At 61.6% G+C, this 15,629-nt stretch carries 14 protein-coding genes and 1 pseudogene; 2 read left to right on the top strand and 13 right to left on the bottom strand.

From position 1 onward, the window contains the following. Nucleotides 1–47 precede the first annotated feature (47 nt). Entirely contained in the window at nucleotides 48–1,796 is a 1,749-nt protein-coding gene (locus M8523_RS30565) for a response regulator (RefSeq protein WP_282588628.1), read from the bottom strand. Continuing rightward, entirely contained in the window at nucleotides 1,793–4,099 is a 2,307-nt protein-coding gene (locus M8523_RS30570) for an ATP-binding protein (protein ID WP_282588629.1), read from the bottom strand. Before M8523_RS30570 ends, M8523_RS30565 begins: the two co-directional genes overlap by 4 nt. Nucleotides 4,100–4,746: 647 nt before the next feature. Between M8523_RS30570 and M8523_RS30575 the strand changes: the two genes are divergently transcribed. Beyond that, nucleotides 4,747–6,657 carry a methyl-accepting chemotaxis protein gene (locus tag M8523_RS30575; RefSeq protein ID WP_282588630.1) on the top strand — a complete coding sequence of 637 codons (1,911 nt, stop codon included), beginning with the start codon at nucleotides 4,747–4,749 and terminating at the stop codon, nucleotides 6,655–6,657. A gap of 63 nt (nucleotides 6,658–6,720) precedes the next feature. Further along, a complete protein-coding gene (locus M8523_RS30580) occupies nucleotides 6,721–7,197 on the top strand; it encodes a chemotaxis protein CheW (RefSeq protein WP_428351658.1) in 477 nt (158 codons plus the stop codon). Between the two features lie 542 nt (nucleotides 7,198–7,739). Here the strand turns inward: M8523_RS30580 and ctrA are convergent. The 11 genes and pseudogenes from ctrA to M8523_RS30635 all read right to left on the bottom strand — a co-directional run. Then, on the bottom strand, nucleotides 7,740–8,441 hold the full coding sequence (gene ctrA, locus M8523_RS30585) for a response regulator transcription factor CtrA (protein ID WP_282588631.1): 702 nt from the start codon (nucleotides 8,439–8,441) through the stop codon (nucleotides 7,740–7,742). 496 nt (nucleotides 8,442–8,937) lie between these two features. Then, a complete protein-coding gene (locus M8523_RS30590; RefSeq protein WP_282588632.1) occupies nucleotides 8,938–9,165 on the bottom strand; it encodes a hypothetical protein in 228 nt (75 codons plus the stop codon). Nucleotides 9,166–9,231: 66 nt separating this feature from the next. Beyond that, the gene (locus tag M8523_RS30595; RefSeq protein ID WP_282588633.1) at nucleotides 9,232–9,381 is read right to left on the bottom strand and encodes a hypothetical protein; all 150 of its coding nucleotides are present in this window, start codon (nucleotides 9,379–9,381) and stop codon (nucleotides 9,232–9,234) included. A 53-nt stretch (nucleotides 9,382–9,434) separates the two neighbouring features. Next, a complete protein-coding gene (locus M8523_RS30600; RefSeq protein ID WP_428351661.1) occupies nucleotides 9,435–10,742 on the bottom strand; it encodes an NRAMP family divalent metal transporter in 1,308 nt (435 codons plus the stop codon). Between the two features lie 363 nt (nucleotides 10,743–11,105). Beyond that, on the bottom strand, nucleotides 11,106–11,738 hold the full coding sequence (locus tag M8523_RS30605; RefSeq protein ID WP_282588635.1) for a class I SAM-dependent methyltransferase: 633 nt from the start codon (nucleotides 11,736–11,738) through the stop codon (nucleotides 11,106–11,108). A 107-nt stretch (nucleotides 11,739–11,845) separates the two neighbouring features. Beyond that, nucleotides 11,846–12,472 carry an NADPH-dependent FMN reductase gene (locus M8523_RS30610; RefSeq protein WP_282588636.1) on the bottom strand — a complete coding sequence of 209 codons (627 nt, stop codon included), beginning with the start codon at nucleotides 12,470–12,472 and terminating at the stop codon, nucleotides 11,846–11,848. Continuing rightward, on the bottom strand, nucleotides 12,469–12,903 hold the full coding sequence (locus tag M8523_RS30615; protein ID WP_282588637.1) for a nuclear transport factor 2 family protein: 435 nt from the start codon (nucleotides 12,901–12,903) through the stop codon (nucleotides 12,469–12,471). Before M8523_RS30615 ends, M8523_RS30610 begins: the two co-directional genes overlap by 4 nt. Nucleotides 12,904–12,982: 79 nt before the next feature. Beyond that, nucleotides 12,983–13,429: pseudogene (locus M8523_RS30620) on the bottom strand (nuclear transport factor 2 family protein). Between the two features lie 82 nt (nucleotides 13,430–13,511). After that, on the bottom strand, nucleotides 13,512–14,246 hold the full coding sequence (locus M8523_RS30625; protein WP_282588639.1) for an SDR family NAD(P)-dependent oxidoreductase: 735 nt from the start codon (nucleotides 14,244–14,246) through the stop codon (nucleotides 13,512–13,514). Between the two features lie 191 nt (nucleotides 14,247–14,437). Further along, a complete protein-coding gene (locus M8523_RS30630) occupies nucleotides 14,438–14,674 on the bottom strand; it encodes a hypothetical protein (protein ID WP_282588640.1) in 237 nt (78 codons plus the stop codon). A 724-nt stretch (nucleotides 14,675–15,398) separates the two neighbouring features. Further along, nucleotides 15,399–15,629: BON domain-containing protein (locus M8523_RS30635; RefSeq protein WP_282588641.1), on the bottom strand; the 231-nt coding region annotated here is incomplete at its 5' end.

The raw sequence follows: 15,629 nt of genomic DNA on the forward strand, positions 1-15,629 counted from the left end.
TTACGCGAAGCCGGAGATCGGGTTTCGAATCCGTCTTGGTGTTGGGATCAGTCAGCTTCGTCGCCCTCCGCCAACAACGACTTCACCTGATCAATCAGCTGGTTCCGGTTGACCGGCTTCCGCAGAAGGCTGAAGGAGCCGCCAAGCGTCATTAAAGGTGCGTCGCCGACATAGCCGGTCAGCAGGACCGCAGGTAAACCGGGCCTCTGGGTCTGCGCGGCGCGGATGAGAGAAATTCCATCGAGTCCTGGCATCGAAAGGTCCGAGACCAGGATGTCAACCGTCTTGCCTGTCATGAGAACATCGAGTGCTTCCGCCGCATCACCAGCCTGGATCACGTCATAGCCGGAATCCTCAAGCAGGTCGGCAATGACGTTCCGCACCAGCGCTTGGTCATCGACCAGCAGGACGGACGATCTCCTGGCATTGATGGCGGTCGTGGACTCGTCGCGCGTCGGCGCGACTGCCAGCTCCCGAACGCCCGTCGACGGAAGCAGCAGTGTCACTGTCGTGCCCTCCCCAAGCGCGCTGATGATCGTCAAAGCTCCACCGGACTGTTCGGCAAAGCTGTTCGCCATGGCGAGGCCCAGGCCGGTGCCCTTCCCCACTGGCTTCGTCGTGAAGAAGGGCTCCGTGACGCGAACGAGCGTGGTCGCATCCATGCCGGCTCCCGTGTCGTGAACCGAGATGCGGACATAGGTCTCGGCGAGACGGCCAAACTGGATGTCACTGTCGGTCATAGGCTCAGGACGTGCCGAGAACGTGAGGGTCCCGCCGTCGGGCATCGCGTCGCCAGCATTGGTCGCGATGTTGATCAGCACCGTTTCCAACTTACTCCGGTCGACCAGCACCGACGGCAGCTCCTCCGCGAGGTCGATGACCAAGCTGACCTGTCTTCCGAGCGTATGCGTGATCACCTCCCGCATCCCGTCGAGCAAGGCTCGGACGTCGATCGGCTCGGGCTGCAATCCATCCTGGCGCGCGAATGCGAGAAGGCGTTGGGTTACCGAATGGCCACGTCGGGCCGCTTCCTCCATGACCCGGGCCATGCGTATGACAGCCGGGACATCACCTGATTTCTGCTGAATGAAGCCCGCATAGACCGAGATGACCTGGAGAATGTTGTTGAAGTCGTGCGCCATGCCGCCGGCCAGCTGGCCGAGCGCAGCCATTTTTTCGGCCTGGGCCAGTCGCATGAGCGCGGCCTTGTGGGTCTGCACTTCCGCCTGAATACGCTCTTCGAGATGCTCGTTCAGGCGGCGCAGTTTCTCGTCGCTCTCGACCATCGCCAGGAGCGCCTCTCGTCGCATCCGGGCAAGCGACAGGTTCGCACGGACACGCGCCTGCAGTTCCTGGGCCGAGAACGGTTTGGTCACGTAGTCGTCAACCCCGAGATCCAGCCCTTCGATGCGGTCCGCGTCTCGCGCTCGCGCGGAGAGCAGGATCACCGGGATGTCCCTGAGGGTTGGGTCACCCCTGATCGCTGTCAGAAGTTCAAGGCCGTCGAGGCCAGGCATCATCACGTCCGCGAGCACCAGGTCCGGTCGAAACCGGTGGATGGCATCAAGCGCTGAGAGTCCGTTCGCAACGGCGGTGACGTCGTAGTCCTCCTTGAGCAATCCCTCGACGTAGTCGCGCATGTCCGCATTGTCCTCGGCCAGCAACACACTCGGGCGCGGAGAACAACTGGCCGGAGGAAGCGTATCGATGGGGTCCACAGTTTTGCTGGGTAACCAACGCAACGCCTCCTCGACGAAGGCGTGAGCACGCGGAATGGTGGGCGCTTGGTTGTTCATTCGTCACCTGTGCTCTGCGAGATCTGCGCGATCCGAAACGGGATCCTGACGGTGAAGACCGTCCCGACATTGGGTTCGCTGCTCGCTTCGATCGTCCCGCCATGCAGCCGCACAAGGTCGTGAACCAGGGCAAGGCCGATGCCGCTCCCCTCGAAACTGCGGCTCCGCTGACCTTCGATGCGGTGGAAGCGTTCAAAAAGGCGGGACATTTCATGCGAAGGAATGCCAACGCCGGTGTCGCGAATGGTCAGTTCGGTGTTCGGCCCGTCGGTTCTCAGATGGAGGGAAATCCCGCCCTCGAAGGTGAATTTGAAGGCGTTCGACAGGAGGTTGAGAACCACCTTTTCCCAGATGTCGCGGTCCACGTAGAGACGTTGGCGCAGCGCGGAGCAGTCGATGTCGAGCGACAATCCCGCTCGATCGACGGCCGGCCGAAAGCTTTCGGCAAGGTCAACGGTCAGCGTCGCGAGGTCTGTGGGTTGAAAGCTCGCCGCGACATGCCCCGTCTCCATCTCTGAAAAATCGAGCAGGGTATTCACAAGTCGAAGTAAGCGCAGGCTGTTGCGATGTGCGACCTCGATGCGTTGTCGCTGTGGAGGCGGCAGCGATGGCGCGGAGGGGTCGTTAAGCGCGTCGCCCAACGGGGCGAGCATGAGCGTCAGCGGCGTGCGGAACTCATGGGACACGTTCGCGAAGAAGAGGCTCTTGGCACGGTCGATCTTGGCCATGGCCTTGAGGCGTTCCTCTTCTTCCTCCTTGGACAGCCGCATCAATCGGGCTTCTGCATGATGCAACAGCCCGACGGTGACGATACGACGAAGATCTTGCGCGGCACCGGCCTCCCCATTCGTCCAGGGCGCCGATGTCCCCCGCAGAAGCTCCCGCCAAGCGGCGAACGATTTGCGGGGTGAAAGTCGGTTCGTCCCATCTTCAACCTGTACGGCCTTGTTTGGATCTCCGGCCCACACGACCGTCTGGGGAAGTTCCGGTCGAAACCAGACGATCGCGTCGCCAGGGTTGTTGAGGATTGGCAGGAACAGAGCCCCACTTGCGGTCGACGCCAGCGTCGCGAATTGCGGGAACCTCGCCTCTAACGACTCCAGCATGACGACGTCATCGTCGGCGATGCCTTGCAACTGCGTTATGACGGCTTCCGTCTCCTCGATCGGCGGTGTTACCCCGAAAGATCGAACCCGTCCGTTCAAGCGGATTGCGGCACCCGTGGCGGACACAAGACCGAGCAGCGCGTCAGATGCCTCAATGAGACCGGCGGAGACCGACGCCGTGCGCTCGACGGATTGCTTGATGGCCGCCAGCGCGTTCTGCCGGTAGAGGAAGCTTTCAATTGCTTCGTGTTCGCTCGCCTTGTCGATCAGCAGCATGACCAATTGGCCGAGAACGTCGCAGAGGGCCTTCACATCGGCCGGGACGGAGCGCGGCGTCAGATGATGGCAGACGATCATGCCCCATAAGTGATCGTCTTGGACCAGCGAGACAGCCAGGGTCGCGCCCACACCCATGTTTTGCAAGTATTCGACGTGAAGGGCGGACACGCTGCGCAGCCCACAGTAGGACATATCCAGCGGTTCACTGTCCAAGCCACGATCGTCGGCCAGAAGTGCAACCGGTCGATAGCCGACATCGACGATCACACGCACGCGTTGCTTCAGGTAAAGCCGCCGTGCTTGAACGGGAATGTCGGAAGCCGGATACCGGAGGTTGAGATAGGGCTCCATCTCGGGCCGACAGTCCTCGGCGATGATTTGGCCATTTCCCTTCGCGTCGAAGCGGTAGACCATCACCCGGTCATATCCTGTCAGGGCACGGAAGGCCTGTGTCACGTGTTCGCAAAGCTCGGCGATCGACGTGATCTCTCGAAGAGCCGCCATGATGGCGTGAAGGCGAGCGACAAGAGGGCCCTGGTGGGAGACAGACGCAGGCTCAAACTCCAGGAAGATGTGGCCCGCGTGCCTATGAACGACCACGTTGCGGTCCGGATCGCGTTGGAACGGAAATGTGAGCGTCAGAACGTTGGCAGGTGCATAGCGTTCGCTGGCCAGGGCACCGGACACCGCCGCCATCGGGTCAGGCCCGATCAGGCTCGCAAGCGGTGAACCGATGGCCGACTTGAGGGGAATTCCCGTCGACGCCGCGAAGTTGGCGCTGACATGGGTGACGCGGTGATCCGTCGCTCTGGCTGCGATCAGGACGCCGTGAGGTTGGATCGCGCCCGGGATCTGGATCGGCTCACTGGCGCAGGACTCAAGGTCCGCCGCCGTGGCCGCAGCAATCGGGGCGATCATATCTGACGATCTCGCCTAGCAACACTGACGCCGGATCTTGTCCTCTTCCCAATTGTTCGCGGAGTTCATGCGAACAAAAGACACTGGGCTTTGGAAGCGCGACCCGCTTCAAGGAGGACCCGGGGCGACCCTACTCTTAATTATTGCTGCGTTGGTGATAAATCGTCTCCGTGTAAAAGCTGGCCAGACGCCCGCAGGTATCGTCAGGTTCGCTGCCTGCCAGGTGTGGCAAATTACCCGGTAGGAGTGAGATGCGGCATCGGCTCCGATCGCGAAGGATCGGGCATGGAATCTATCTCAGCATGTTGAAGGGATGGCAGTGGAGCCACCTCAGACCACATCGTCATCAAGTCGGTCCAAGCGGAATGATGAGCAGCTTTTACAGCAGCGTGCCGACGACGACGTGGCCACGAATATCGGACTGGCGCTCCTATCATCTCGCGGAGGTGGCGCAGGCTTGGAGATCTACGGAAGCCAAATCGACGAAGACAGATGCAGAACCGCGCGCTCCAAACGATTCAGTATATCGGCCTGTAATGGGCGCTGATCGGGTATTGTAAGTGTTCATTGACCCTTTCGGTCGAGCGTCGCGACCGGCGCGGATCAGGTCTGGTTTGTCAGCGCCATGGATCGTCGCGGAGTTAATGATGTGGGATAACCTCAAGATTTCCAAGAAACTCGGCCTCGCTTTCGCTCTTCAGATCGCGGGAACACTTGTGCTATCGGCGGTTCTCTTCTTTGTTCTTATTTCTCTTCGACAAGCTGCCCAATGGAATGATCACACCTATGAGGTCCTCGCGAAAATCGAGGGGGTCATCACCAGCATGGTCAATCAGGAAACTGGTCTGCGCGGCTACCTCATTGGAGGCAAGGACAGCTTCCTTGAGCCCTACAATGCCGGCGAGGCCGCGGGCGATCAGGCTATGGATCAACTGCAATCTCTGACTGCTGACAATCCTGCGCAGCAGACGCGTATCGCGGATCTTCGCCGACTCGTGGCGCAATGGCGGGACGAGGCCGCCAAGCCCTCGATCAAGCTGATGACGGATGTCGCTACCCAGGATCAGGCGCGCACCCGTGAGGCCTCAGGTTTCGGCAAGCAATCGATGGATGCGATCCGGGCCAAGGCGGCCGAGATCAGCGGAGCCGAGGCGGCTTTGTTGGTGGAACGCGGGCGCCTTGCCGACCAGATGCACAGCGTTGCCCAATGGGCTCTTCTCATTGGAGGTCTCGCCAGCATCGCCCTGGCGACGCTGATGGGCGTCATCTTTTCGCGCAGCGTGACGATGCCGATTGCGCGGCTCACCCGGGCGATGGATCGCATCACACAGGGAGAGGCCGACGCCATCATTGAGCGAACCGAGCGCACCGACGAGGTTGGTGACCTTACACGAACGGCCTCCGCGTTCGGCGAAGCAGCCCACAAGTTACGGGCGGAAGCCCAGGCAAGTGTCGGCCGTGAGGTCCTCGAACGCGAGCGTCAGGAGCGTGAAGCCGCTCAGGCCCGCGATGCAGCCGACGATCTGCACATCATCACGGAACTCGGGACCGGCCTACGCGCTCTTTCGGATGGAAATCTCACGCATCGCATCGAGTCTGCCTTTGCCGCCAAAGCCACACAGCTGAAAGAGGATTTCAACAGCGCCGTTGGCAAGCTGCAAGAGACCATGACTGTGATTTCGGGGTCATCCTCAGCGATCCGGTTGGGCACGGCCGAGATCTCGACCGCCTCGGACGACCTGTCCCGCCGCACGGAACAGCAAGCTGCGAGCCTGGAGGAAACGGCGGCGGCGCTCGATGAAATCACCGCCACGGTGAAGAAGACCTCCGATGGCTCTCGCCATGCCCAGAAGGTCGTCGGCAGCGCCAAGTCCGATGCGGAACGTTCGGGCATCGTGGTCAGTCAGGCCGTCGAGGCCATGAGCGCGATCGAGCAATCGGCGCATAAGATCAGCCAGATCATCGGGGTGATCGACGAGATCGCTTTCCAGACCAACCTGCTGGCGCTGAACGCCGGTGTCGAGGCGGCACGAGCGGGCGAAGCGGGCCGTGGCTTCGCGGTCGTGGCCTCGGAGGTGCGGGCCCTGGCGCAGCGATCGGCCGAGGCCGCCAAGGAAATCAAGGCGCTGATCTCGACCTCAAGCCAGCAGGTCGAAGCGGGCGTCGATCTTGTCAACGAGACGGGCGGCGCTCTGAAGCGCATTGTCACTCAGGTGGCCGAAATCAACGCGGTCGTCTCCGATATTGCGACAAGCACGCAGGAACAGGCGACGGCCTTGCAGGAGGTCAACACTGCCATCAACCAGATGGATCAGGTGACGCAACAGAATGCCGCCATGGTCGAAGAATCGACGGCAGCCAGCAAGAACCTGGCGCAGGAGACCGAGGAGCTTGCGCGCTTGATCGGACAGTTCCAGATCGAAACGAACCAGCGCCCGATCGCTGCGCGGCTCCAGGCGAGGCCGGCCCGCAAAACTGTCACTGCCCTGAAGACGACGGGCACCGGCGGAGCGACCCGCAAGCCAGAGGCGGCCGCACAAAGCTGGGAAGAGTTCTAGACAGCTTGGCCGTTCTCCACGGCCAAGCCAATTTCCGGGTGCAGCTATCAAACCGATCTATCAGTGAGACAGACAGTGATGCACGAAGCGAATGGCGCGGGAACGCGGGAATTGATCGCCTTTCTGGTCGGGAGCCAGGAGTTTTGCGTGGACGTCATGGGAGTGCGCGAAATCAGGGTATGGACTCAGGCCACCCCCGTCGCACACGCGCCTGCATTCATGTACGGCGTCATCAATCTTCGGGGCGCCGTTCTGCCCATCATCGATCTCGCAGTGCGGCTGGGCCTCTCCCCCACGACCCCGACGAGCCGGCATGCTGTCCTGGTGGTGGAGATCGGCTCACAGATGGTCGGGCTTCTGGTCGAGGGCGTTTCCGAGATCCTCACGATCAATCAGGATGCGATCCAGTCGGCCCCAGATATCGTGTCACACATGGCAAAGAGCTTCGTGCAAGGCATTCTCCCCCTCGATGGGCGCATGCTCAGTTTGCTCTCGTTCGATGCAATATTGCCGTCCGAGGGTATGCAGATCGCAGCTTGATGAGCATGAACAAGCCCCGGTTCCCGGCCCTCTTGGAAAGGGCTGCGTGATCGACCAATGCCGGCACCGGAAGGGGATCGAGGATCAGGCTCCATCCATAGCGTGGGCTGGCCGCCGGAGTGAGATGGTGAAGACACGACTTGAGGCTCGTCCACGGATCGAGACCGTCTGCACCATTCACGAGCGGAAAGATCGTCCCGCTGGTGTGGGCATGGCCTTTCTGGGCCGAGGCTGTCTCGATCGGTCAGAAGCCTCCTTGACGGCCACCTCATGGACAGCATGGCCGGCCGGACCGTGAACGAGCCGATCCGTATCGCGAACATTTGCGACCAAACGGGCTGCACATATTCATGTCGCACGGCTCCGCGCTACGGCGCACAGCCTTATCTCCTGGGGCCGCAAAACGACGCCCAAGACCGCAACCAGTTCTCGCCCTACCTTAGTTGTTCAAAGATATGAGTGCTCGTTTAATCAAACGTCACATCACGGCGATGGTGCGCCGGGAGGGAGGGACAGCCATGACTCGAAATGAGGTGTGACTTTTAGCTGGCGACGGCCGGAGCGAGCCCGACGTTGTCGTGCAGCACGTAGCCACGGCCCCAGATCGTCTCGATGTAATTTCGGCCCTGACTGGCGTTGCTGAGCTTTTTCCGAAGCTTGCAGATGAAGACGTCGACGATCTTCAGGTCGGGTTCGTCCATGCCGCCGTAGAGATGATTGAGGAACATCTCCTTGGTCATGGTACTGCCTTTCCGAAGCGAGAGGAGTTCCAGCATCTGGTACTCCTTGCCGGTCAGGTTCACTCGCGACCCGGATATCGACACGGTCTTCTCGTCGAGGTTAAGGATCATGTCGGCCGTCGTGATGACCGATTGGGCATGCCCCTTCGAGCGACGGACGATGGCCTGAATCCGGGCAACCAGTTCGTCCTTGTGGAACGGCTTGGTCAGGTAGTCGTCGGCACCGACGCCCAGACCCTTCACCTTGTCTTCGATCCCGGCGAGACCGGACAGGATGAGTACGGGCGTCCTAACCTTGGCTCCCCTAAGCGTCCGAAGCACCTCATAGCCCGACATGTCCGGAAGATTGAGGTCCAGCAGGATGATGTCGTAGTCGTAGAGCTTTCCGAGGTCGATGCCTTCCTCGCCGAGATCCGTCGTATAGACGTTGAACTTCTCTGAACCCAGCATCAGTTCGATGCTTCGCGACACGCTTGCGTCATCTTCGATCAACAGCACACGCATGTGGCGTCATCCTTTTCAGACAACCTTTATGCGGCCTCGATCACAACCGAAGGTTAACGACATCCACGCCAGTTCGACTTGCCTTGCCTCTATCGAAAGCCAAGCCGCTACAGACCTACCCCTGCCTCCGATCATCGACCACGCCTCACGGGCCTCTTCGACTGGCTGACTTAACCGAAGGACGGCTACACCTCGCTCGCCGGCCGCAACGGCTCCGTCCGACCTTCATCCCCCGCGTTCCGCAACCCTCGCGCGGCAAGAAGCTCGTCCGTCAACGCTGCGGTCCCCTCGATGCGGCGTCGATCACCCCCGGCACCTGGATCGCCATCGAGGCCGCGATGGACGCGGACTCAAGCACAAGGGAGGAGATTGACATGAGCGTCACCGGGCGTTCCAGAGCCTTTTCGATGGGACTGACGGGAAGGCCGGCGCCCTGGCAAGGGAGCCTCAACAGGTGCGGTTGCCGACGCGGAAATCACGTGGTCTTGACGGGCGACTAGCCCCCGTCTTCCGATCGCGACCGGACATGCAGGTGATCGACCGTCAGCGAACCGATCGAGAGTTTCTCGATGCGTGCTTCCAAGACCTTCAGGCGCCTCACTGTCATGGCCCCCACCGCGAGCGCGCCGATCGCCGCCGCCCCCAAGGCGACCGCCCCGACGGCGACCGCGCCCACCGCCGTGCCGCCTACTCGTAGTTTGCCCCTCTCGTTCTTCGCCAGCATCGTGGTCCCTCTTGGTGCGCTATCTTTGGTTCAGCCTTTTCGTCACGCCGACGGCAAGGCGCAGGATCACGTTCTGGGGCAAAACCGGGCACCCAACGTGCCGAGGCGACCTGCGAGCCTGCCGGGGTACACAACCATTTTGCCCCAGTCGAAACCCCCCAGGATGTCGCCGACCACCGATCCGGGACAGGTCGCGGCGATAAACGCGATGTGCATGGTGCCCGCCTCCCTGGAGAAACCACGGCGCGCGGGATGAACCCCTTTCAGGCTCAGATCACGAAAAATCCGACCGTGACCACGGCCATCACCAGTGTCGCCAGCCATCCCATGACCTTCATCGGAAAGGGCAGGGTCAGCCGGCCCATGATGCGCGGGTTCGCGGCGATCATCATGATCACCGCCATGAGGGGAGCCGCGAGCACCCCGTTGACGACGGCGCTCCAGTAGAGCGCCTTGATCGGGTCCAGCGGGCTGAAGTTCAGGGCGACGCCGCCGAGGGTTGCCAAAGCGATGGTCGCGTAGAAGGCCTTGGCCCCGCGTGGGCTACTGTCCAGGCTTCCGACCCACTGGAAGACCTCGCTGGTCGCATAGGCGGCTGACCCGGCGAGGACGGGCACGGCCAGCAGGCCGGTTCCGACGATACCAGCGGCGAACAGGGCGAAGGCGAACGGCCCCGCGACGGGGCGTAGCGCCTCGGCGGCCTGCGAAGAGGTCTGGATTTCGGTCACGCCGCTGGCGTTGAGCGTCGCCGCCGTCGCGAGGATGATGAACAACGCGATCAGGTTCGAGATCCCCATGCCGGCGATCGTGTCGGTCCGGATGCGCGCGAGTTCCGACGCCGCCTCGCGCGGCGCGAGGCGCAGAGGCCGGACATGCCGCCTATGGGCCTCCTCGACCTCCTGCGAACTCTGCCAGAAGAAGAGGTAGGGGCTTATGGTCGTGCCAAGCACGGCGACGAGCGCCATGGCATGCGGCGCATCGAACACCAGATGCGGCACCAGCGTGCCTCGCAGGGCGGCCTCCCACGAAACGTGCGCCGCGAACACCACCGCGACGTAGGCGAACAAGGACAGCGTCAACCATTTCAGCGCGGCGGCGTAGCGTGCGTAGGTCAAGAACGTTTCGAGGAGGATGCAGACGATACCGAACACGACCGTATAGAGGCGCCCAGACCCTCCGACGAGCAGCTGTGCGGCGGCTCCCATCGCACCGAGATCGGCACCGAGATTGATGACGTTGGCGACGAGCAGAAGAACGACGACCACCCGAAGCAGCCACGCGGGATAATGCCGCCGGAGATTGTGGGCGATGCCGGCGCCGGTCACCGCGCCGATGCGCGCGCAGACAGCCTGGAAGGCCGCCATCAGCGGCAAGCTGAACAGCATCGTCCAGGCGAGTCCGTACCCGAATTGCGCGCCGACCTGGCTGTATGTGGCGATGCCGCTCGGGTCGTCATCGGCCGCACCGGTGACGAGACCCGGTCCGAGTTTCTTCAAGAATCCGTCCGGCTTCAGCGGAAGCGCATCCAGAGGCGGAGCGAGGACGGCGGTTGTCGCTGAGTGAGGCAGCGGGTTCATCGTCGGACGCCTCTGGAGCACGGCGCCCCTTGCGCCAGAGTCGAGCATAGGCCTCGTTGCTCGGCTTGGCTGTTTAATCTTGGGGGCAGGATCGGATCAGGGGGGCTGATGAAACTTGCGAACGACTGCTGTCGGGTGCCGACATCGCGCTCCTGAACGACTCGGTTGGTGATGCAGCCCAGCCGCTCTTCGGCTCAAGCTGCCCGGAGACACGTCCGCTTCGGAGCGGTCAAGGTAGGAAAGTGGACGCGGTGATTGCGCGCCCTTCAGGTCGCTCGCCGATCAGAGAGCGTCTTTTTAAAAACTGCCGTCCGTTCGGTGCCCGCGCGATGCTCATTTCCCCATGAGCCCGTCATCGGCCCGTCAGGGCTTCACGAAGCGGTAGGCGAAACGATCGGTCTGGCCCTTGATTGTGGGATCGAACACCTTGATCAAGTGCCGATCGTCCTTGTTCGCGAGTATGGTGCTTTGCGCATCCAGCACGAAGCCGGCCGCCTCCACCTCCTCGCGGACGGACGCAGGGTCGATCCGATGCAGCGTCTGGGTGTCACTCGTGCCCGACCCTGCGGAGGCGGCATGGTCGACGATGACATAAAACCCACCGGGCTTCAGCTTGTTGTAGACGGCTCGATTGAAATCAGCCGCTGTCGCGCCCTTGGATTGGATCAGCTTGGTGTGGAGATCGTGGTAGAACAGGTGCAGCCACAGGACATCAGCGGGTTGCGTGATCTCCGGCATCGCCACGAGGTCCGCCGAGACGGCTTCGACATTCTCTCGGCCCGTTTCTTCCGCCAGCTTCCGCATGTGGCCGAGCTGATCGGGTTTTAGGTCTGCGATTTCGGTCGGGACAAAGCTGTAGACCCGTCCTTCGCGTCCTACGACGTCCGAGAACAGGCGCGTCCAGTCGCCGTCGCCTGGGTAAACGTCGATGACGGTGGAGCCCGCTGTCACGCGTGCGAACCGGATCAACTCGGATAGCTTGGATTGGTTGTACATCGAGATTTCCTTTGCGGTTGGGCATTCGATGAACGCGCAGCGTGCAAGGGGGCGATGCATGGCTGATCCACCATCTACCTCCCAACCCGATGGGCAGATGGCCAGCGCTACGCCGCCAGCTCGTTCGGGCCGCGCCGCTGTGAAGCTTCAGCGGCTTTCGCCGCCATCGTCGCGTGGGCCCACCAGACGAGTTCATCCAAAGCCGACTTCGCCTTGCCCTGAAGGTGTGCCTCGACGTCTTCGATGGGTTTGTTTGCACCCATCGGGGAGGTCGACATGAAATCGGCGCCGCCAATGTTGACGGTGGCTGCGGTCGAAACCATTTGCAGCGCACTCGTTATCTGGCGGAGATGCTCGATCGCCCGCGCCGCTCCGGCCCCGCCGTAACCAATGGCAGTGAACGGCTTCCGTCCCCACTCCTTATAGGCTTGATCGAGCGCGTTCTTCAGCACACCCGTGATCGAGCTGTTGTATTCGGCCACCACGAAAACGAAGCCATCGTATCGGGCGAGCGTTTTCTGCCAGCGCAACGCCTCGGGGTTCTCGCTGGGCGTCGACGTAAGCGGCCCCTTCTCATCGAAGAAGGGCATTGGATGGTCGCGAAGGTCGACAAGCTCCGCCTCGATGTCGTCACGGGCCTGGGTCTGTTTCAGCATCCAGCCAGCGGGCTTGTCGGCGTACCGACCGGGCCGAGTCGAGCCAACCACGATTGCGATATGGGGTTTGGTGATCATGACAACCTCATATTCTTTTCACCAAGTTGATGCAGCATTGCGGAAGGCAGGTTGTAGCAATGAAAAGAAATAACCTTCCCACCCTCAAGGTGATAGATATCGCAAACTGGGGCATCTATTGTCTTGCCAGTTGGAGCAAGAGTTCCGGAAGCAAGGGCCAGGTCACCTTTATGTGTTCCCCGGATCGCGATTTCGACAATGACGACGTCTTCCGCGACGTAGATGCTCAGTAACTCACGATGGAGGTCGGGGAACGCAGTCACTAAGCCGGCAATGGAGTCACCAATGGCCTTCCCTCGAAACTTCGTGCCGGAAGCCATATCCAACATGTACCCTTCATCAGAGAACATGGAGACAAATTTCTCCGTATCTAATCCGTGCCCCTCTGCATGGGTGTACAGTTTTCTGATAAACGTTTCATGATCAAGCATAACAGATACTTTCTGGAGTCGGTTGCTGCTATTTGGTGCTTTAGCAACGCGTTGCCGCTGCTCAACGCATCATCTGACTTTACGAATGGTTTCGTGGCTGCGGTTTCGATGTGGTAGGGCCTGGACTCGCATCCATTTCGGAGGCCCTCGCCAGTGCTTGTGTGTCGATATACTCACGGATCTTTGCAACTTTGCCATTTCGAACTGTAATGGCGAAAATCCAATCGTCGTCGAACGTCTTATGCGTGGCTTTGATATTCCCCTTAGCGACGCCGACGACCAGAACCCGGTCTCCCTGCGCTACGTATTCGGAGGGCTCTGTTGAGGTTTCAACCGTTTCGGCAGCCTTTCTAAGAAAATCCGTCAGTCCCCCGTGCCCGCGATGCGTTCCGGCCAGTGGCCAGTCCTTTCCCGGAATGATCCACTCAATATCTTCGGCAGACAACGCGAGCAGCCCTTGCTTATCGCCGCGGCCCATTGCTGCAAAAAAGTCCTACACAGTCTGGACATTGTTTTCGATACTCATTGTAATCTCCCTTTTCCTTATGACGGTTAGTATACAATTTACTCCGTCGCTTTTTCTGTTAGTGCCGGCCGGGCGGAGCGCGTCAGATCTGCGCTAGGCCGCCGTCGACGGCAAGCTCGCTGCCGGTCATGAAGCTGCTGTCCGACGACGCGAGAAAGGCAGCCGCCGCCCCGAGTTCCGCCGGATCGCCCATGCGCTGGAACCCGGTCATCGAGCCGTAGGCCTTCAGGCCCGCCTCGCCCAGCGCTTCCGTCGCGAGTTCGGTCGCTATCGCCCCGGGCGACAGCACGTTCACCCGGATGCCTGTGCCCTTCAGGTCCTCTACCCAGGTCCGCGCGAGGTTGCGCACTGCTGCCTTGCTCGCGCTGTAGGCAGTGAACGCCGGGGCGCCCGTGGTGCCGGCGCTCGATCCGGTGAGGATGATCGAACCGCCCTGACGCATCAGCGGCAGCGCCTTCTGGACCGTGAAGATTGTACCCTTCACATTGGTGTCGAAGGTTTCGTCAATGTGCTTAGCGGTGATCTCGCCAAGCTTGAGCTGGCTTCCCACCCCGGCGTTGGCGAAGACGATGTCGAGGGTTTTGCGCTCGGCCTTCACCGCTGCGTAGAGTCGGTCGAGGTTGGCCTCATTCGAGATCGAGCCCTTCACCGCGCGAGCATTTGGCCCAAGCTCGGCCAAAGCAGCGTCAAGCGCTTCCTGCCGGCGGCCGAAGAGGAAGACGAAGGCGCCCTCTTCGACGAAGCGCTTTGCTGCGGCGAGGCCGATGCCGGTGGCGCCGCCGGTGATCACGGCGGTCTTTCCCTTCAGTCTGGTCATGACGTGCATCTTTCCGGGCTTCCGCCTCGGTCATTCTGGGGGGACGCCTCCGAGGCCCTCAACATGGGTCCGCCGGAGGCAGGCGTGGAGTGTGGAAGCGAGCACTCTCCGGGCGCCCGGCGGCGAACGGCGGCATGGCCCGATCCCGGCGGAACGTGTCGGGTGAAACATGGAAGAGGCGTTGGGGCGGGTCAGGCGAAGCGCAATTCCTCACCCGTTTCGAATGGGCTCTGATTGTCCCAGGACATCTCCGCTGCCGACATCCCGGCCTCGCGCAGGAGGTCGGCATGGGGCAGCTTCAGTCTTACGATGCGCCATGCCTGTGCCTTGTCGGCACGGTTGACGTAAGCCGTGAAGGTCTCACCTCCCATCGCGTTCCGGGCCACGTGGAACCTCCAAGCGATGATCTCGTCTTTCGCGTCGCTCATGCCGTGAACCTTGCGTGCGGGCCGTGCCTCTTGCCCGGATCATTCCCGAGCCGGATCGACCGAGCCTTGGATGCGGGATGAACCCCGTATCGCCGTCGTGATTCCGGCGGTCGATGGAGGTTTTGCACCGTAGCCTCTCACCTCCAGGGCGTCGGCTCTGCAACTTCCATCCACCGAAAGGCAAACGAAGACGCAGGTGGCGACCCATTTCACGTTGGTCATCCTTCGATCGAGAAAGGCGTGTCGACAGACGTCATCGCATTGAGCGCCCCTGTCCCTGCATGTCATGCTCTGCGGTGACGGGAGGGAAGTTTGCCTTCCAGTGGCCCACGCGGGTGCGACAAACACCACGCCCACCGCCAAGGCAACGATCATTTCCCATGGTCCCATCGCATCAGCCTCCGCGAGCGTGACTTTCGATGCGCGTAGCGACCGGACGCTCCATCCCGCCGGGACGCCTGGATCGACCAGTCACGGGACCTGCCCGCCACCTGTCGGTTCACAGGCTCCTGGTCCACCTTCTCGCCGGTCTCGGCGCAGTGATCCGGCATAAAGACTTGGCTCACCTCGGCTGGCGGGGCTCATCTCCATGGCGCCGGGCATCCGACCTGGCGATCGCATTGCCGCAACCAGCCGGTCGACGTGGCCGCCAGGTGGGCATGCGACGTTGAACTTTGGTTACCCAAGGACTGCCGCCGAAGGATCGCTCTCCGGCGGCAGGCGATCAGACGACGGCGATGTCGTTCTCGACGCCCGTCACGCCGGGTGCGCGCCATGCGGTATCGTCCGCGACCCACTTGTCGTCGAAGGTGGGCACGGTTCCGGTAAGCCGGACCGAGCCGCCCGTCGCGCTCACCGACACGTTGTCCTGGTAGGAGGACCACGACCGGTGCAGGGCGCGCTTGATGTCGGCCGAGATGTCGGTCGCGCTGGGGCGCGGCTTGAGCGTGATCTG

The organism is Lichenifustis flavocetrariae, assembly GCF_026130545.1.
GTDB classification, from domain to species: Bacteria; Pseudomonadota; Alphaproteobacteria; order Rhizobiales; family Beijerinckiaceae; genus Lichenihabitans; species Lichenihabitans flavocetrariae.